Source organism: Proteiniborus ethanoligenes (assembly GCF_900107485.1).
In the GTDB taxonomy this organism is placed as follows: domain Bacteria; phylum Bacillota; class Clostridia; order Tissierellales; family Proteiniboraceae; genus Proteiniborus; species Proteiniborus ethanoligenes.
Window position 1 is genome coordinate 58980 of sequence record NZ_FNQE01000014.1, and the last position, 19153, is coordinate 78132.

17 protein-coding genes are annotated in these 19153 nt (G+C 32.4%); 2 read left to right on the plus strand and 15 right to left on the minus strand.

Annotation, left to right across the window (positions count from 1 at the left end):
• Positions 1-109 precede the first annotated feature (109 nt).
• The 14 genes from BLV37_RS07240 to BLV37_RS07300 form a co-directional block, all read right to left on the minus strand.
• On the minus strand, positions 110-691 hold the full coding sequence (locus BLV37_RS07240; RefSeq protein ID WP_091729338.1) for a DUF7686 domain-containing protein: 582 nt from the start codon (positions 689-691) through the stop codon (positions 110-112).
• A 29-nt stretch (positions 692-720) separates the two neighbouring features.
• Positions 721-1686, minus strand: coding sequence for a hypothetical protein (locus tag BLV37_RS07245; protein WP_091729340.1), 966 nt, complete (start codon positions 1684-1686; stop codon positions 721-723).
• A 41-nt stretch (positions 1687-1727) separates the two neighbouring features.
• A complete protein-coding gene (locus tag BLV37_RS07250; protein ID WP_091729343.1) occupies positions 1728-2474 on the minus strand; it encodes a peptide arginase family protein in 747 nt (248 codons plus the stop codon).
• On the minus strand, positions 2446-2961 hold the full coding sequence (locus BLV37_RS07255) for a hypothetical protein (protein ID WP_091729346.1): 516 nt from the start codon (positions 2959-2961) through the stop codon (positions 2446-2448). The genes BLV37_RS07250 and BLV37_RS07255 overlap by 29 nt, the downstream gene beginning before the upstream one ends.
• Positions 2962-3017: 56 nt before the next feature.
• A complete protein-coding gene (locus tag BLV37_RS07260) occupies positions 3018-6005 on the minus strand; it encodes a type I restriction endonuclease subunit R (protein WP_091729348.1) in 2988 nt (995 codons plus the stop codon).
• Between the two features lie 15 nt (positions 6006-6020).
• Positions 6021-7856: a DUF262 domain-containing protein gene (locus BLV37_RS07265; protein WP_091729351.1), complete on the minus strand. Its 1836-nt coding sequence runs from the start codon at positions 7854-7856 to the stop codon at positions 6021-6023.
• Entirely contained in the window at positions 7853-9175 is a 1323-nt protein-coding gene (locus BLV37_RS07270; RefSeq protein ID WP_091729354.1) for a restriction endonuclease subunit S, read from the minus strand. The genes BLV37_RS07265 and BLV37_RS07270 overlap by 4 nt, the downstream gene beginning before the upstream one ends.
• Positions 9172-11199, minus strand: coding sequence for a type I restriction-modification system subunit M (locus BLV37_RS07275; RefSeq protein ID WP_342026597.1), 2028 nt, complete (start codon positions 11197-11199; stop codon positions 9172-9174). Before BLV37_RS07275 ends, BLV37_RS07270 begins: the two co-directional genes overlap by 4 nt.
• A 181-nt stretch (positions 11200-11380) precedes the next feature.
• Positions 11381-13084: a hypothetical protein gene (locus BLV37_RS07280; RefSeq protein WP_176967914.1), complete on the minus strand. Its 1704-nt coding sequence runs from the start codon at positions 13082-13084 to the stop codon at positions 11381-11383.
• A gap of 118 nt (positions 13085-13202) precedes the next feature.
• Positions 13203-14006, minus strand: coding sequence for a hypothetical protein (locus BLV37_RS07285; RefSeq protein WP_091729363.1), 804 nt, complete (start codon positions 14004-14006; stop codon positions 13203-13205).
• Between the two features lie 495 nt (positions 14007-14501).
• A complete protein-coding gene (locus BLV37_RS07290; protein ID WP_091729366.1) occupies positions 14502-15329 on the minus strand; it encodes a hypothetical protein in 828 nt (275 codons plus the stop codon).
• Between the two features lie 132 nt (positions 15330-15461).
• A complete protein-coding gene (locus tag BLV37_RS07295) occupies positions 15462-15773 on the minus strand; it encodes a hypothetical protein (protein WP_091729368.1) in 312 nt (103 codons plus the stop codon).
• On the minus strand, positions 15751-15906 hold the full coding sequence (locus BLV37_RS15050; RefSeq protein WP_176967915.1) for a hypothetical protein: 156 nt from the start codon (positions 15904-15906) through the stop codon (positions 15751-15753). The genes BLV37_RS07295 and BLV37_RS15050 overlap by 23 nt, the downstream gene beginning before the upstream one ends.
• 505 nt (positions 15907-16411) lie before the next feature.
• A complete protein-coding gene (locus BLV37_RS07300) occupies positions 16412-17308 on the minus strand; it encodes a diguanylate cyclase (protein WP_091729371.1) in 897 nt (298 codons plus the stop codon).
• A 105-nt stretch (positions 17309-17413) separates the two neighbouring features.
• On the opposite strand from BLV37_RS07300, the gene BLV37_RS07305 reads away from it, so the two are divergent.
• Positions 17414-17659 (plus strand): helix-turn-helix domain-containing protein, encoded by a 246-nt coding sequence (locus BLV37_RS07305; RefSeq protein WP_091729373.1) that lies wholly within the window; start codon positions 17414-17416, stop codon positions 17657-17659.
• A gap of 233 nt (positions 17660-17892) precedes the next feature.
• Here the strand turns inward: BLV37_RS07305 and BLV37_RS07310 are convergent, their stop codons facing one another.
• Entirely contained in the window at positions 17893-18180 is a 288-nt protein-coding gene (locus BLV37_RS07310; RefSeq protein ID WP_091729376.1) for a stage V sporulation protein S, read from the minus strand.
• A gap of 314 nt (positions 18181-18494) precedes the next feature.
• Here BLV37_RS07310 and BLV37_RS07315 point away from each other — a divergent pair, with 314 nt between their 5' ends.
• Positions 18495-18812, plus strand: coding sequence for a hypothetical protein (locus tag BLV37_RS07315; RefSeq protein ID WP_091729379.1), 318 nt, complete (start codon positions 18495-18497; stop codon positions 18810-18812).
• Positions 18813-19153 lie beyond the last annotated feature (341 nt).

Here is a 19153-nt window from a genome sequence, read left to right on the forward strand (position 1 = left end):
ATGTACTAATAATTTGCCTTTAGAAAATAAAAGTACGGTAAATACACCCAATTCCTTGTGTCAAATTAACTCCCACTTTTTAAATTGCTACCTAAACCCAATATTTCTCCTACTCAGTAGGTTCTATAATTTCTAATTTAAAATTCCATCCTTCACAAGACATCATCATTCTACCTAGTTCTTCCAGACTATATTCCTGTCCGTCTATAATAAATTTTGGTGTTCTATCGTCGTATCTATCATCCCATTCAATACGCCCTTCTACTAGATTCTCTTTAAAAGAGATAAGTTCATATCCTTGGAATACTTCTCTTTTTATGTACTTTTGTGATAATCCTTTTTTTATCTTTTCATAAAGCCTCTTTAAAGCATCATTTGAATCTTCTTCAAACTCTTGATGTATTTCAAAGGAATATCCTACTTTATCTTCCTCAATAAATTCTATAGTCTCCCAACATATACCTGTGGGGTGAATCTTCTTTCCTATTTGAAAGCAGTGGTCTATACCATCACAATCTTTAAAAATTGCTTCATTTTCAAAATCCTTATAGTCTTCAACTCCGAGCATATCGGCCATATATCTGTTGTAGCAATCTTCACATATAGACTGAGACGGCTCACCTTCTTTTATAGTTAAAACTACCATGCCATACCCGCTAGAGTCTTTTCCACACCATTGACACCTTTCCATAGACCTTCTCCTTAGTTATTAATTCTTTATTACTTTAGTTTAAAAACGGCAATATAATCGCTTTTAAATCTTTCTTTGTCTTTTTCAGAAACCTTCATAAAACATTTATCTTTACCTTTTTCATAAGAAACGTGAGGACTTAAAAGTGAATCATTTTGTCTTGAATAATGTACTAAACGGTTGCTTATATAATTTAAAGGTGAATATCCTTTCTTGTTCTCACTATTCATGAAGGCTGAATCTAATCGTTCCAGCAAATCTTTCTCATTATCTTTTATATAATCATAGAAGTCCAGAACCGTAAATTCATCTAGTCCCATTTTATTTATTACTAATTCTATTTTTTCATTAGAAATTTGTATTTTAACATCCTTATTCTCGTTTTTTGCATACATTTGTGCTTTATATCTTTTAAATAAATTACCTCCAATTATCTTTCTATCACTTCCAAAAGCCCAATAATCAATGCTGCTGATTTCCCACGGATAATACTCATTTCTTCTCTTTAATTGGTCCAAAACAGTATCCCCTAAATCTACCTTGCTCTTTTCAATAGAAACAAATGCAATCGGGATATCTTTACTTATGGCATATTGTTTTACATCATGCCAATTATGCTTATACTTATTTCCACCATTTGTATAATTAAGCATAACTAACAGTCCAAAACTAATCCCGTCATAATCTTCTGTATTCCCGATATAAGAAGCAATTGAATCTATCTTCTCCAAATATTTAGATACTAACGTTTCAACCTCAACTACTATAAATGGTTTATCACCTTTGCATAATATGATATCTGCATTCTTTTGTCCTTTTCTTCCCTTACCTACAAAAGGTGAAGGGACACCATCCAACACAGAATGGTCAGGGGACTTTTTAATCCATTCGCTTGACAAAAATCCAATAATAGAACTATGGGAATTGCCATACATACTAGTGATAATATCCCAATTAAATTCCTTAATAATGTTTTCTATAAAAAGAGAATTCATATATTATCATCCCTGTCCTTATTATATTTAGTAATAACCATTTACTTCATGGCTTCTTCTATATGATAAAGTATTTTACTCAATAAATAGTCTGCTGTGATACCTTTTTCTATGTAGTCTGGCTCCGTTGCAATTGTTATGATTTTAGCCTGACGAATCAAATGATAAAAGACTTCTTTCTTATTGGGATTGATAGACTTGGCGGTTCGAAAAAAATCTAAATCAATATCTAATATGTAATTTGGGTGATAATCTACAGGAATCTCATTAAGACAAATAGATAAATCATCATCTTCAATACAATTATCCGATAGAATTCGTTCATAGTTATTATCCTGAGCCATTCCCAAATACTTATTATAAAAGTCTTTAGGTATATAGTAAATTTTATCATTTTCAGGGTCGTATTTATCATCAACACATTCAAAACTTATAACAAAAGCCTTCGATATAATACCTTTTTTCGTAGCAAAATCAATATGTTCATCATTGTTTAATTTCTTTATAAATGATAAATCATCGATATTAGAATCCTGAAGCATATCAATAGCCATTTGATTGGCTTTATCAAAGTCATAAGTATGTCCTGTATTTTCACATTTGTCACAGCAATAATATCTAAATGCTAGTAAAGTATCTGTATGCTGGTCCAGTGTAATAAGCACTGGCGGAAATAGTTCCCTCTTATAATAATCTATCCAATGCTTTAAAACATACTGATGTTGCTCTTCTATAAATACTTTTTTACCTTTTATATTTTTATATATAATAATCCCCCTCCCATTGATAAATTCTAGTAATAATAATCTTCTTTATATTTTCAAGAAAAATTTCATCTGGGTACCACGCTTCCGTATACGGTATATAAACTTCCCTATAACCCACTTCAGTTCTTGCTGCACCATTTTCAATGAGATTGCAATATAATTCTTTCTTCAAAATCAAGTAAACAACTTTGTTTTGAAATTGAGTTGGATGTAAAAAATAATATTTATCCAAAGTATCATAAATAATATCTTCTTCTTTATTCCTTAGGTCAAATAAACAAATATAGCCTCTTTTCCTTCCATAACTATTCTCAGATTGTGAGTATGAGTACTTAAATTTTTTATCAGCATTTGAAATCACTTTACCATCTTTTAATATCTGACAAAGATTTTCTACAGAGGTAACATGGAAAACCTCATTTTTAAGTAACGGTAAAATGTCAGATTCAAGGCGTGAACTATGAATATCGATATATGTAATCTTTTTTGATATTTTACATCTTTCCATAGCCACGCCCCTATCTATTAAAGTAATTTTGTACGGTTTTTCCTCAATATAATTAACTACGCCCTGCTGTTTAACTTCTCATAAGTTTCAACCAGCATATATTCCATAAGAGCATTTTTGAACTGCTCATCATCCAAAACACGGGTAAAGAAGGATTGGTTCTGGTCCATCCTATCAATAACTTTATTGATAAAAACTTTCTCAAAAGCAAACCTAAAATCATCAATAGTATTTGTTTTAGCCTTTTGAACCAAATCCTCATCAGCGGCAAAATCCTCTTTAATCTGCTCCACAGATAACTGGTCGGCTTTTGTAAAATCCGTTCCAAACCGATTATTAAGTCGCTGAATAATACTTGAAAGATAATCTTCCTGTTCTTCTTTTACTCCTGTTCCTGCAAATTTTACAGGTGTAACTGGTACATTTTCATCATCAGAAGTTAGAGAAATACTCCCTTCAAATGTCTTTTTTGCAGCATAATACTCCAAAGCAATTTCATCTGCTAGGTGAATAGTAGAACCTTTTTCCTTTGGCAGTTTTTTAAGTAGATATGTTAAGTATACATATAACTTATGGAGTTCCACATCTTCAAAAGGCGTGATTTGAAGGATGAAGGAATAAAGTCTTATGAATTTCGTTGCTTGACTACTAAAATCCTCTTTATGCTGTTCATCCAACTTTTTAAACCTTTCTACGGCTATATCTATCAAATGGTTTAATATTACCCTGTCTTTAGAAGTCTTTTTGTCCTTTGGCTTAAAGTATATATGAATAAACCTATCCAGTTCTTCTTTTAAATACACGCCAGAGGGATTTAGCATAGTTTCAATATCATAAAGAAGATTGGGCTCTGTCACTTCTTCTACGATAGTTGCCTGATAGTAGGGTTTGAAGGCTTCCTGAATATCCTCTGCCTTATTTACAAAGTCGAGGATAAAGGTATCCTCTTTTCCCCCGCAGGTTCTGTTAAGCCTTGATAAAGTCTGTACTGCTTTAACTCCCGACAACTTTTTGTCTACATACATGGTATGTAAAAGGGGCTGGTCAAAGCCTGTCTGATACTTTTCCGCAACTAACAGCACTTGATATTCATCAGTGGCAAAGCGGTCTGGAAGTTCAGACTCCTTAAATTTGTTCATACCACTTTCAGTATAATCTACTTCATCATCCTTTACGGTTCCTGAAAAGGCTACTAAGGTTTTCATATCTCTGTAGCCTTTCTTTTTGATATATTCATCAAAAGCATGCTTATAGCGTACAGCATGAAGCCTAGAACTGGTCACAACCATTGCCTTGGCTCTTCCCCCTATTTTATTTCTGGTTACATTCTTAAAGTGTTCTACCATGATTTCAGTCTTTTGAGCAATGTTATGGGGATGAAGGCTTACATATCTTGTAAGTGCTTTTGTGGCCTTAGCCTTATCAAAAGCAGGGTCATCTTCTATTTTCTTTGCCAGTTTAAAGTAGGTTTCATATGTAACATAGTTTTGAAGTACATCTAGTATGAATCCTTCTTCAATTGCCTGTCTCATAGAATATAAATGGAAGGGATGGGGTAGTCCATCTTCACCTATGGTTCCAAACATCTCAAGGGTCTTTGCTTTAGGTGTTGCCGTAAAGGCAAAGAAACTGATATTAGGCTGTTTTCCCCTTTTCTTTATGACCTTTAATATCTCTTCATCTGGGTCGTACTCTTTGCCTTCTAAATCTTCATCTAGTTTTGCTGCTTCTTCAAGACTACTTACTGATAGCACTTCCCTTAAAGAAGCCATATTCTCTCCTGCACTGCTAGAATGGGCTTCATCGATAATTACTGCATAGTTATGATTTTCTAATTCCCCAACCTTTTCAATAATAAATGGGAATTTTTGCAGGGTAGAAATAATAATTCTTGTCCCACCCTTAATGGCATCGGCCAATTGATTGGAGTCTTTATCTATTTTTTCAACAACCCCATGTTTATGCTCTAATTGATAAATGCTGTCCTGCAACTGCCTGTCCAAAACCCTTCTGTCGGTAATAACAATCACAGAATCAAATACAGGATTATCCTCATCATCATGAAGGTTCGCAAGTCTATGGGCAAGCCAAGAAATAGAGTAGGTTTTTCCGGACCCTGCACTGTGCTGTACAAGATAATTTATTCCTACTCCCTTCTCCTTTGCATCGGCTTCCATTTTTCTTACTGCATCCAATTGGTGATATCTTGGAAATATGATGGTTTCTGAGGTTACGATATTACCATCTATATCTTTCTTTTCCCCAATCTCTATAAATACAAACTTCTTTAATATATCCATCAGGCTATCCTTTTGGAGTATCTCTTCCCAAAGGTAAGCAGTTTTAAGGCCATCAGGATTATCAGGATTTCCCTTTCCTCCATCACACCCTTTATTAAAGGGTAAGAAGAAAGTCTTATCCCCAGAAAGCCTCGTAGCCATATAGACTTCCCCGGTATCTACTGCAAAGAATACAATGGCTCTTTTCTTAAACTGGAATAATAGTTCATTGGGGCTTCTATCTTTCTTGAATTGAATTATTGCATCTTCATAAGTTTGACCAGTGAAAGGATTTTTAAGTTCAAGTACAACAACTGGAAGTCCATTGATACAGATAAGCATATCTATACTGTTTTCGTTTTTAGTGCTGTATCGCACTTGTCTAGTAACAGATATGCAATTCTTTTCATAAAGTTTAACTGTTTTCTCATTTAATTTGCTCGCAGGCTTAAAGTAGGCAAGGTCTAAGTATACACCATAATCTTTAATCCCATGCCTTAATACATCAATCATGCCACGATTATTAAGTTCCCGATTTAATCGGCTTAACACCTTAAATTGATACTGGTCCTTATAGATTTCTTTTAATCGCTCCATTTTCTTGGGCTGAGTATCCTCTAAGAAGTCAAATAGGATTTTTGTGTCAAGGGCAAACTCTTTATTATAGTCGTTAGGATTACCCTTCACATATCCAGATTTTAAAAGATGTTCTTCAACATATTCTTCAAAGCCCTTTTCTGTAAGTTCCACTGGAGTTTTAGCCATTTTCCTCACTCCTTACTAACTATTTGCTAATACATCAATTTTATTTACATCCCATATCTTCTTACATATCTCTTTATAAAGAGATTGCCTCTCAATAAATTCTACCTTATTAAATAGAACATATGGCTTAAAAGGTAACTGTGTATTATTCATAAACCGCAAAAATAACGGATTATTTTGATAACAGTTCTGATTTAAAGTTCGAGCCAATAGGTTTTCACTATCATACTTAATTACCTTCTTACTGTATTCCATGTCCTGCAAACTTCTGTTTTTATCTTTAGGAAGTATTAATAGTCCCCCGAATCTATTTCTAAAGTCCTTAAACTCTTCTTCTGTTGAAAAATCAACTTGATGATTTCCTTGGGTGTAATCATCAGCCCAAATATGCTCTATATCGTAGGGGTTTTTTTGTTCTCTATTTACATAGTCGGCAAAATTGCTATTGATACCGCTTTGCTCCTCTAAATAATAGGTCATTCTCGAGAGAATATGGAGCATATACCTTCTTGTAAACTGATTTAAATATAAACCATCAATTCCATCAAGAGTATATCCCATATCACTTATGTAATCTTTTAATAATGCTACCAACTCCTGTATATCCTTATTACGTATCATTTTTGTAATATTGAATACTGTATATTTAATAGAAGAATAATCTACCGTCTTAAAATTAAAAATCCTGATAGAGATAAACTGGTCAATAAAACAGGAAACCATTTTAATTTTTTTATTAATAACATCCTGTGTATCGTCACTTTTTATAGCAGATAATATAATTTGGTACTGCAGCGTAAACCCTCTATCTGCATTATAAAATACATGCTCATAATCCTTATGAAACTTACGGGAGTATTCCTTTAAGCGAACGTAAATATCAGCATACATGTTGAAGTTTTTAAGGACAAAATTTTCAAAATCTGCACTGCTGTTTAAGCCCACAATAGATTTATTTTCTCGAACCCATTTGTGAAATGTTGTTCCGATAATATCAAAGTCTTTATTTTCTGCCTCTTTCTTACCTTCTCTGATAGTTTCTGCATATTGAGCCCTTAACCAGTTCTTTATGAAGTCTGCGTCTCCATCCTTTTCAATTTCTTTTAACTGTATGACTTTATTTTTCCATAAGTCATTTGCCTTATTTCTGATAGTATTATCATCCATCTCCGAAAGAAGGTATCCCTTTAACATTTCCGTAGGAGTAAGCCTTAGTCCCCTATCATTCATGGTTACAAAAACCTTATGGGCATCCTGCTCCGAATCAGTCCTTATCTGCACTAAAGATACATTATCGATTAGCCATTCGATAAATACTGGAAGAGGACTTTCTTTTAATTCATCAGGAAAAATCCGTTCAATATCTTTATACCTATTGTAAAGGTTAAGGACACTTTCTGATTGTTCATTGGTAGTATCATAATCCCCTGTCTCAAACAGAGATGCTAAGCATCCTTCCCTTTCAGGTACATTGATACAAAAGGTCTTTTGGCCATACATTTCAGAGTAAATCAGATTATCAATGTTTACTTTAGGCGAAGAATTCTGCTGTTTTTGAAGATTGTTTAGGTAAATGAGAAGCAGCGTTAATGACGATAACCTCTGCTGTCCATCTATAATTGCATTATCATTTGTAAGGATAATGGGGCCTAAAAAGTAGTCCCCATAATTCCTTACATCCATCTGCCTATCCCCGTCTTTATAGAACTCATTAAACTCGTTGGTTAAGTCCTCTATCAATTCTTCAATCTGCTTAGTTTCCCAATTATATTCTCTTTGGTAATACTGAACCGTATATTTATTATTTAACAGGTTGCGAATATTCCCCGCATGGGCTGTTATCTTATTCATTCATAAATCACCTCGCTCACATTCTCAAGTTCCCTCACATCAACTTTACCTGTTACTGCTTCAGAAATGAGGGATTGACGGTATTCTTTGAGTTTTTGGATTTGCGTACTTATATCAGATATTAAATCATCCATATTATTTGTCAGTTTAATCAAATATTCAACAATCTCTTCTTGCTCCTTAATATTAGGCAAAGGAACTTTTAAATTGCCAATAAAATCCCAACTTGCACGTGGCATTTTTGCTCCATATGTTGATGAATTAACTACATCAATAAATATCGGCGACAGCATAAATAAGTATAAGTACTCTGGCAACATATTAGAAGCAGTTCTTAACACAAGAAGTTCCGATGTGCATCTCCCATTAAAATCTGCAACAATACATTTGGCCAGATAAGGTCTTAATTTCCCAAATAATACATCGCCCTTTCTAAAAATATTCGCTGTCTCTCCAACTGCTTGTTGTTCATCGTTGTTATTCGTTAATAACTTTCCGGTTTTCGACTCAATACTTTCCAGCCCCACATAAGTTTTATCATTGTCACCATCACTTGCTTTTACATTTCTTATATTTGATAAATATTTTATTCTTCGTATATCCCAATGCTCTGGTATATCACCTATCCAATCTACTCCAGAATCTTTCATCCTAACATTTGGATTAAGTCCTTTAGTAACGGCTTCACTTATAATCGCCTGCCGCTTTTCCTGTAATAGTTCAATTAATTTTTCTTTTTCAGCAATTAAATCATCTATTTCAGTGGTTTTCTGGTCAAGAAAATCTACAATAGTTACTTGGCTTTGCATATCAGGCAATAAACATTCTAAATTACCAACATCTGAGGCGTTAACTGCTGGATAACTTACCCCTGTAGACCGTTTAACAATTTCATTAACAAACCTATCAGACCTCATTAAGTAGAATAAATATTTACGATGCAACCTTTTCCCTGGAGTTAGCACAGCAAACCCTGTGGAACATATCAAATTTGAATTGACTTCCTCAATAAATGCTATTGCATTTAGGTATGTCCTTACAGTGGAAACAATTGTATCCCCAATACTAACAGCCCTTCTCGCCCTGCTCGGAGCATTTTCAAACTGATAATTCTGCAAATCCGTTATCTCACCAGTTGAATTAACACTTCCTATATCAACATAATTAATCTCATAATCACTCTCAGTCTTTTCACTTAATACATTTTTATTAATTAATGCTTCATATTTAATTTTTGATAAATTCCACTCCTCAGGTATCTCTCCTATCCACTCAACACCAGAATCCTTATACCTCTCATATCTCCTATACTTACTCATTCCCCCATCACCTTCTTCAACCTTGTCTGAATACTCTCCTCAAGTTCCTTAATCTCCTTTGCTATCTCTTCGGAAGGTCTTAGAGGCTCATATTTATAAAAATGTCTTGTAAACGGTATTTCATATCCAACTTTAGTCTTACTTTCGTCTATCCAGGCATCAGGAACATGAGGTTTTACTTCCCGTTCAAAGTATTCATGAATATCCTCTTTCAACGGTACATTCTCAGTATCTCTTAAGTCTGAATCTGGTTCTGGATTACCCTTATTGTCTACACAAATGTCTGCTGTTTCATCCTTTTCAGATAAGGCAGATAATATAGCCTTTAATAGAGGGCTGTTCAAATTAATATCTGCTACTTTAAAAGTCTTTTTAAGTACCTTGGTAAAGGTATCCCTATTTTTATAAAGAACATTAGCATCCATTGTTTGTAAGGTATCTATTATTTGTCTTTGAGTTTTCTTGCCTTCCTCTATTTCTTGAAGCCCTGCTTGACCTTTCTTCCTGGATTCAGCAAGTTTCTTAAAAGCCGTTTCATTGTATAAATTATTAATCCTCTCTTCAGTTACTTGGAAGTTAAGCCTTAAGGGTCTCTCCACTACTATTTTTTGATAACCAAAATCTTCATTATCAAAAATCTTGCAGTATTCGTTTTCTTTAAAATCCCCATATATCCTCGTAATTTCTTTTATCTGTTCCTCATTGATTTCATTTCTCTTGTTTCCAAGGCTCTTTCTCATTTTCTGATAGAAATCTACTGCATTGACCAATTGTATTTTCCCTGTCCTTACAGGACCTTTCATTAGGTCATTGTTCTTACGGTTGGTTACTATCCAAATATAAGTAGAAATGCCCGTGTTATAAAATAACTGGTCGGGCAGTGCAATAATCCCTTCCAGCATATCATTTTCAATTATCCAGCGTCTGATTTCCGATTCTCCTGAACCTGCATCTCCAGTAAATAATGGTGAACCATTAAAGATAATAGCAATACGACTGCCTTTTTCATCTTGCCTCATTTTAGATATTAAGTGCTGTAAAAACAAAAGAGAACCATCAGATATTCTGGGAAGACCCGCACCAAATCTGCCATCAAACCCATCTTTCTCATATTCTTCACGAATAAATTTCTCTGCTTTTTTCCATTCCACGCCAAAGGGGGGATTAGTAAGCATATACCTAAAGGTTGTGCCCCTGTGGCCATCTTCTGTAAAACTATCTCCTAAGATGATGTTATCTGCATTTTGCCCTTTTATAAGCATGTCGGATTTGCAGATACTAAAGGATTGGGGATTGATCTCCTGTCCAAATAATTCTACTTGTATTCCAGGGTTTAATTCTTTCAAGTGCTGCTCTGTAACCGAAAGCATGCCTCCAGTCCCTGCACAGCAGTCGTAAACAGTTGTAACAAGCCCTGGTTGAGTCAGTTCCTCATTATCTTCGTTTAGGAGAATATTTACCATAAGCCTTATAACCTCACGAGGGGTGTAGTGGTCTCCTGCCTCTCCATGTTCAGAAAATCTTCTTATCAGTTCTTCAAATATGTATCCCATTTCTGTGTTGCTTACTGCATCGGGATGCAAATCTATTTTATTAAATTCAGATATCACAAGATAAAGCAGGTCATTATCATTAAGTTTTGTAATCTGCTTATCAAAATCAAAATACTCTATGATTTCCCTAGCATTCTTAGAAAAACCATTAATATAATTCCTTAAATTATTTGAGATATTATCTGGCTCTGCTAATAACTTTTCAAAATCATATTTACTGGTATTATTAAATTCCTGATTTGAAATCCTATTTAAAACAGGGTCTACGTTTTGGAGCCCTGACTTCTTTAATGTTTCATACTTTTTAAGTACTTCCTCTTTAGTGGCTGCAAGAACACAGTCAAACCTTCTAAGTACAGCCATAGGTAAGACAACATCCCCGTATTGTTCTTTTTTATAAGGACCTCTTAAAAGTTCTGCTATACTCCATATAAAGTTAATTTTATCTTGAAAATTAATCAAATTTATCACTCCTATGTATTTTTCAATTCGGGCTTATCAAATTAGGTATTAGTATCTCATACCAAATTATATCATCTATACTTTAATATTCTATATCTTTTTAGGTTTTCCTTTGCATATTACATCTTATATAAAGTGCAATACTGTATATAAAGAAACATACCAAAGGCATGTAATAATTAGTCCTTTATTATGCAATAATAGGATTTTTCAAAGACAATGCCATATAAAATAGTTCATCTAAATACAGCATCAATTTTAATGAATTTATTTCAGTGTCATAGTTAACAGCCTGTCCATGAAATATTTTGTGCCTGCTAAAATCATGTACCCCATCTGGTTTTTCGGGATTAAATCTGACATAGAATGAATCCATACAATTAAAAGCATAACTAACAATAAATCCATCTAGTTCCTTTGCTTTCTCTTTAAAATTGTCATACAAGATACCAAATTTAAATGCCGTTACATCATAATTTCCCCTCATAAAGTCCCGAATGATGCCTTCAATCATTAGCGCCCATACTGGAACTGATAGGGAATACATTTCTAATTTATGAGCATAGAAAGCATCTTTAACCTTCTTTTCCCATTTATTAAAATACCCTAATTCATTCCATTCGTTTATTATCTCTTCAAGTTCTTTGTATTCACCAGATTTATAATAGTCAGATATTATTTTATCTACATCCTTCTGCTTTAGAGTTTCTTTATTTTTATAGATATAGTTTATTATTTCTATGGGAAGGGAACTAATAAACCACCATCCAAATTGGAGCATGGTTTTTGCCTTTTTATTTAAATTATCGCTAATATTTTTTCTTGCAAACAGAATTTGCTGTGTCTCCAATAAAAACGGTCTTATATTGCCAATGATATCCTGCTGCACATTTGCAAAATTAAATAACTTGTCATGATGTGTGAAGTTAAGTATTTTGTTTAATTCTGCTCCAAATACTTGCATATGGCTCTGAATGCCACTATTCATGACATTTCTAAGTGCTTCTTGACTTTCTAATGCCGTTTTAACATATTCCATGTTGATTGGCTGTAATATATCCCTTATTGCATTTATTTCAGAATAATAGTTTTTAATTGTTTCGTTAGCAACACTCGTTGCTGGTGCTAATATAGGCTGTATTTCTATTATCGATTTACTTATGTTCCTTTGTATTGGGTTAATAACTTCCATATATGTACCTATCATATTCCCCATCTTACTTGCAGTAGCCGCCAATTCCATCAACGCTGAATTGCCTATAATGTTTTGATATATTGCCATATCAACCAAAGGAGGTCTTACTGTTTCTGTTATTCTACTTAGTTTTGATACTAACTCTATGCCTGGCAGTAAGTTTTTATAGTAGTCAGCAAAATCTAATTTAGGCTTTAATTGCTCTGCTACTTTTTTCATATGTTCTCTATACTTTTCTGTTTCTTTTTTATGTATCAAATAGAATTTTTTGAAGAAGTCATCTGTTTCTTCAGATACCTCTTCGGCAAATCCTTTTAAATAGTCTGAACTATTTATTATTTCTTCTCCTACTTTTTGCAAGTCATTATCTGATAAACCCTCTATGTCGTCTAAATCAAGAATAAGGAAGTCATCTCCCTGGTAAATAACTTTTTTATTATTGTTGATTATTTTCAAAGCCATTGTGCAGAATGATTTTCTATAACTTTCTGTTTCTTCAAAGGCCTTTTCATAAGCGATTGCAGCATTCATGCTATAATAAACAGGTATTTTTAATTCTCTGCCCTTCCAATTTACAGGTACCAATTTTATCGCTCTTTTATGGGCTTCTATTATATCTTCTACATTTGTCATTTTCTTTATATCTCTAGATTCTTTTTTCACAGATATCACCCTTTGTCCAAATACTGTTAATTCCATTTTACGACATATCTTTATAATCCTCAACAGAATTACGGCATTTTATCGACCATTAATTTGTTATAATAAAAGCACATCTCTTAAGGAGTGTGCTTTTATTTGGACTACTTATCAATTATCAGCAATAAAGTCTATTGATTTTTATATTTTGAAATGATGGTTCAATCTCTTTAATTTCTTTAATATTATGATTATCCATTTTCAACTCAATATCGCCAGATGTATAGTAATAAATAGATTCTATACTGCGTGCTCTTTCTTTCATCAAGTCGGATAAATCTATATGAAATTTATGCTTACTATTATCATCTTTATTAATAACATAGTCGCCCAATTGTGTTCCTATTATCAGTCCTGGTTTAAATTTTACAGCCAAATAGAAAGATGTAGTAATATAATCTGATTTACCATCATTATCTTTTTCATTTCTATTTCTAATAATAAAATTATTAACCAAATCAATATCGCTATCACTGTCGTCAACAAAATTGAGTCTTCCACTATTCAATCTATAGAAGTATTCACTTTTAATTCCATCATAATCAACAACCTTGTTTGAGAGTACTTCGCCATAATATACTAAAAACTTACCCAGCACCTTTTCTGCACTGTTGCTGTTTAAATATTTTACAAAGCCACCTGCTAATCGGATATTAGCATAATTCTTAATAATATTATTTAAATATTCCCTATCATTTTCACCTGCATATTTTGCGATTTCCCTATATGGAGTAGACAAAGAATATGGTACATTCCCTAAATTTAGTAAATAGTTTCTAAAGTCATCATATATAGGCTTTACCGTAAATGTTGGATACCTTCCATTCTTTTTGAAACAATCATCTATTCTATTAGAATTGTATTCAAAATGTTTTTTAATAACCATAAAAGAAATACTAGATTTTGAAAAAATATTGTTCATAATACATCTCTCCTTTGTTTGAAGTTAATAATTTCCTTTGGTTTTTAACATTTTATCTATCAAGCGGATATAATCAAGTTTTCATTAGAGTTTTTTCGCTTTATTAAATATAAAATCCAAAATTTTCTTTAATAATATCTGGTCCATTTATTAGCCTCTCATAAGAGAAATGCTATGTAGCAATTATCTTATGAAAGTGCATTTATTACTTTTTAGTTTCTTTAACTTACAAGATGCTCATCTGTAAATTGGCTACTATTTTGCTCAAGCATTCTAAACCCTGTTGTAACCGAATTACTATTAAGAAAAACAACTTTTACGCATATGCTGCCACTGTGGGGTTCCGCCTATAATTATTTACTTTTCTCAACTTTATTGTATAATTTGTTATAGATGTTTTTATTAAGTACATATTTTGTTTGCAGAAGGTGCATTTTACCTAATGCTGCCTTCTGCTTTTCTTTTACTAGGGTCTTTTATTTTCTTTACTATATTTTAAATTAATTCATCTATACGCTTCATCAGTGTGTTTTTCCCTAGATAGTTTTCAATAAATATTACAGAAATCGGCTTATCTTCTTCATCATTTATTAAGTTCTTAATTGATGCATCATATCCTTGCTTTCTATACTCCTGAATTTCTGCTTCGATTGCATCAATGTTTGGTATGTTAATTGCTCCTGTATTAAGGACCTTATACTCAAACCATTCTCTCGGAATAATTTCAAAACCTGGCAGTTCCCTCTGAGCCCTTTCGTATATATATAAAATATCTGCTTGACTTGTTGTATTTGAAAGGTTCTTTAAACTATTGCTTCCATATTCTTTTGTCCAAATTATCATTTCTTTGTTCCATTCAAACTTCTTCAAACAATAGTCTTGCAATATATTTCCTTCGTCTTGCTTTAGTCTTGTTTGTCTATTTCTTTCCCATGATAATAATTCTTCAAATGTCATGGGTTTACTAAAGAACTTAATGACTAGATTCCCTGTACAGCACCTACATTCTTCATCATAATCGTAGTATTCTGTTGGTATGCCGGTAACTTCGAATTCACCCATTGAATTCATAAATTCTTTAATGCAGTAAAACCCTATATTATAGCAGTCTTTATCGTATTTACATTCTTCCAAATATGCAATTTCATCATTGCCTGCTACAACTTGAATACTTTGGAGCATGCCTTTGCTAACAACACTATACAGTTCCACCTCTCTGCCATCTTCAGATAGAAGATAATTGACTTTGATTAGTCTTTTACTTGTTCTATTCTTAACCGCCTTTTTATTTTCAGCACTAATTACCATTTCTAATTGTCTCATGGTTCATCTCTCCTTTTATTTTTAATATTGAATTCATATTTCCTTTTTTTATTATGCTGGAAGTGCTCCACTAGTGGAGCACCCAGTCATTCCTCACAAAATGTTTTCTAATCCACTTTTACATTAAATTTATTATGCTTCTTCTAATTTATCTGCAAAATACTTCTCAATTGCTTCATGGCAATCATTTTTTTCAAGCCATTCATATGCTTCCTCTGGTTCTAAAGGAATAATACCTTCGGTCCCCCATCCACATCCATAACCTGACTCTCCATACTTTGATAAGGCACCACCTGAATAACATAGGAACATACTACCTTTTTTGGTTATATATAATTCTTCATGCAAATAATTAAAGTCATCATTGCCAAGACCATTCCAGTATTTGCCCAATAATTCCGCCGTTTCTGTATTATAAACTTTACGATTGATTATTTTTTTCATATTTCATTTCTCCCTTGCTTTTTGATATAATACTTATTAATAAATTTATTTTTATAAATTTCCACTGTAAAAGGGGCATTCGGCAAAATGCCTCTTTTACTTCTTTGGTACTTGGTGCCCTAATCCTTACCATAGAATCATCTCCTTTTCCGACCCTCTATTATTGAACATAACACATGTTTTTAAAAAGTAAGGTGATTTACAAGATTTTAAAAACCTTCTTTAATAATCCATATCTCGTTTTTCTCCCCTTCTATTTTTGAGCATAACACATGAAAAATAGGCAGAATCGATTTTGTATAGGTCTTTAGTCCTATTTTGTATGTTTTAAAGAATTTTTTTATTTCCCCTTTGCTAGCCATGCTGTTTTAAATTTGTCATTTAAAAAAACTGCCTACTAAAAAAGTAGACAGTTCCCCAAAGAAAAGATGCTATGACAAAACCTGATATCGGATTTGGATTTATATTGTAATTACTATAATATCCCTATGTCAAGTTTACTTTTTACACCCTTAACACTATATCCTTAATCCCTTAACCCTATAATTATGTATATTAGTGAAATTAGGGTAAAGGCTTAAGGTACAAGGGCTTTGGTGGGTTTTCATGCGACAAAAAAATAAGATGAATAAAGCATATTACTCCTTTTCTAAATAATTTACAATAAGTTTATCTAACTTCTGACTTAGTTCTAATATCTCTGTACCAGTAAATATTTTGCTCTTTCCATCAATTTTTCTGTTTAGTTCATCTCTTATTTCTCTAATCTCCTTTGCTAAATTATTAACTTTATTATTCTGTTCTTTTTGTTCTTTCTTCGTTTTCTTTTCTCTATATAAATTTTTATCTGCCATTTTTGTCATATCCTCCAAATCTACTAAACAATCAGTGCAGGCTATTCCCGCACTGATTTGAATATTCAGCCCTTGTTCTACTGCTAGTTTATGAATCTCTCTCCTAATTCTCTCTGTTACTCTTTTCGCTGCCTTTTTATGCTGATTAAAAAGTAAAATAATGAATTCGTCGCCCCCATACCTTATCCCTAAATCCTCTTTTCTTATACTATTTTTAATCGCCTGTCCTACTATTTCAATTGCCTTATCACCTATTAAATGTCCAAAAGAATCATTAATTTCTTTTAAGTTATCTATATCGATGAATATTAGAGAGAAATCTTTTTTGCTATAAGGATGATGATATATCGAGCCATTGTTAATCTGTTTCCAATAGTTTCTGTTGTATAATCCTGTAACTGAATCTACTAATACTTTACTGCATCTATTGCATTTATAGTTACTTGAATCAATGGTAATTACATAATACTTTTGGTTGGCAATAATAATTTTATTAATGGTCACCCAATGCTTGCCATAATTATATTGAACATATGAATTTTTAGATAGCCTATCTAAAATATGCAATTTTTTGAGGTAATTATAGGCTTCTCCATTATTAATGTTGCTGTACTGAATCTTATTTTCATGATTCAAAACGATTCGAATTATCTCCTTAGTTCCATATCTTACCTTATACATTACAATTAGCCCCCAAATTTTCTGATTGTTCTTTATTAGAACATATTATTGCACAACCTTGGATAAAATACAAGTGTTCCAATAAAGAACAAAGGATGGTATATTATGAAATTAATATTAGATTCCGAAGAGCGCAATATTGCGGGCTCTAGAATTAAAATTGCAAGGTTAAAAAATAATATGACACAGCAGGAACTGTCAGTAAAACTTGAGACATTGGCAGTCTATGTGGATAGAGCAAGTATTTCAAAACTCGAACAGAAGAAAAGGATTATAACCGATATCGAACTAGTAGCCTTATCTCAAGTATTAAATGTAAGTGTCAGTTGGCTCTTAGGGCAAGATAAATAAGTTTTGTTTCAATATACTCCTATTCTTATGAATCTAACACTGATTCTTTCATTCACCTATCCCTATGCCATTAGCAGATATTTATTTGTGCCTTTATTTTTACCTTCTACCCCTAATTTATAAACAAAAAGCACATCCCCCTTATATCTCTATATGCAGTATAAGAAAGGTGTGCCCCTTTCAGCAATATGCCTTCATGTTACCACGTCTTAATTGTAACTACAAGAACTATACTATTTCTTTTTTGCAATTATAGTCCAGCGTATGGCTGTCTTAGCGACAGCATCATTTTCATGGGTTACTGTGTCTACCTTTACATAAAAAGGTCTTATATAAAATTTGTAGCCCATCTTAACTAACCTTTCCGTAAACGAAATTAAAACTTTTACCGTCTGATAGCCGGCCTTCATGCCGATACAATCGATATTTACAGCCAAGTTTTGCTTTATCTCTTCTAATGCTACATCTACAACAGCATTGATATTGCTGTCTCCCGCAACTTTAAGCACCTTTATATTCATGTCTTACATACCTCCATAAAGAATTATCTGAGGTATGATACAAGTTACTTTAAAACTATTTCAAGTTTTTTATATTGCATTACCCACTTTGTTGTAGTTCCTACATCCCATATAAATTATGGCTCCACAAGAAGGTATGAACAATAATATCCTGAATTACAAAAATTCCTTTATTGCTCATACCCTCATCTATCTTACCAAGATTAAATAAGCATACCAAATAATAAAAAGTTCTCGTTAGTTCTAAAAAACACTTGATTTCTTAATTATTCATTTAATAATATACATAAAACAATCAACGGAGGTGATTTGCCATGTTGACAGTAAATGTTCCCAAATTTTATTCAATCTCTTTAGAAAGCACTCTAAATTATACACCATACTCTCAAAGACTTGAAAAAACTGTTGCAGCAATATCAAGATATGCAATTAAATGTCTTAACGAAAAGGTAAAGATAGAAAATCTATCTGATGATAAAATAATCGAATTCTACCTTACTAAATGTCTTTTAAGCATATCATCAAATCCTGTATGGATTCAAAACGTCAATAAACATAAACTGGATAAAGACTACCTTTACATTCTGCTAAAAAAATATTTCTATCAATATACAAATAATTTTTACCTTTAATAGAGATGAGCATAATTAATAAAATTTGACTAGAGAAACTTTAAAATTAAATATCAAATATATACTCATCTAGAACAGACATAAAATAATAGGTTTTGTCTTGAAAATGGAAATTTTAAAAGAAAATAAAACAAAAAGTGCATAGCAAAGCTAAGGTTGGTATTTCTGAATTCTAAAAACCAAAAGAGTAGGCTCTGAAATTACTATGAAGCTTTTTTAAACTTAGTTAAGGACCTAATTTTATCCTTTTGATTATCAGCAATAGCCGCAAGAGCCAAGGATAAAAGTGTAATATGACCTAAAGTATTTAAATTAGTAATAGAATTGATATTGCGTACTAT

What these genes read in the sequence shown, in the direction of transcription:
- BLV37_RS07240 (WP_091729338.1), bottom strand. Translation starts at nt 691, where the DNA reads ATGGAAAGGTGTCAATGGTGTGGAAAAGACTCTAGCGGGTATGGCATG.
- BLV37_RS07245 (WP_091729340.1), bottom strand. Translation starts at nt 1,686, where the DNA reads ATGAATTCTCTTTTTATAGAAAACATTATTAAGGAATTTAATTGGGAT.
- BLV37_RS07255 (WP_091729346.1), bottom strand. Translation starts at nt 2,961, where the DNA reads ATGGAAAGATGTAAAATATCAAAAAAGATTACATATATCGATATTCAT.
- BLV37_RS07260 (WP_091729348.1), bottom strand. Translation starts at nt 6,005, where the DNA reads ATGGCTAAAACTCCAGTGGAACTTACAGAAAAGGGCTTTGAAGAATAT.
- BLV37_RS07265 (WP_091729351.1), bottom strand. Translation starts at nt 7,856, where the DNA reads ATGAATAAGATAACAGCCCATGCGGGGAATATTCGCAACCTGTTAAAT.
- BLV37_RS07270 (WP_091729354.1), bottom strand. Translation starts at nt 9,175, where the DNA reads ATGAGTAAGTATAGGAGATATGAGAGGTATAAGGATTCTGGTGTTGAG.
- BLV37_RS07280 (WP_176967914.1), bottom strand. Translation starts at nt 13,084, where the DNA reads ATGGAATTAACAGTATTTGGACAAAGGGTGATATCTGTGAAAAAAGAA.
- BLV37_RS07285 (WP_091729363.1), bottom strand. Translation starts at nt 14,006, where the DNA reads ATGAACAATATTTTTTCAAAATCTAGTATTTCTTTTATGGTTATTAAA.
- BLV37_RS07290 (WP_091729366.1), bottom strand. Translation starts at nt 15,329, where the DNA reads ATGAGACAATTAGAAATGGTAATTAGTGCTGAAAATAAAAAGGCGGTT.
- BLV37_RS07295 (WP_091729368.1), bottom strand. Translation starts at nt 15,773, where the DNA reads ATGAAAAAAATAATCAATCGTAAAGTTTATAATACAGAAACGGCGGAA.
- BLV37_RS15050 (WP_176967915.1), bottom strand. Translation starts at nt 15,906, where the DNA reads ATGGTAAGGATTAGGGCACCAAGTACCAAAGAAGTAAAAGAGGCATTT.
- BLV37_RS07300 (WP_091729371.1), bottom strand. Translation starts at nt 17,308, where the DNA reads ATGTATAAGGTAAGATATGGAACTAAGGAGATAATTCGAATCGTTTTG.
- BLV37_RS07305 (WP_091729373.1), top strand. Translation starts at nt 17,414, where the DNA reads ATGAAATTAATATTAGATTCCGAAGAGCGCAATATTGCGGGCTCTAGA.
- BLV37_RS07310 (WP_091729376.1), bottom strand. Translation starts at nt 18,180, where the DNA reads ATGAATATAAAGGTGCTTAAAGTTGCGGGAGACAGCAATATCAATGCT.
- BLV37_RS07315 (WP_091729379.1), top strand. Translation starts at nt 18,495, where the DNA reads ATGTTGACAGTAAATGTTCCCAAATTTTATTCAATCTCTTTAGAAAGC.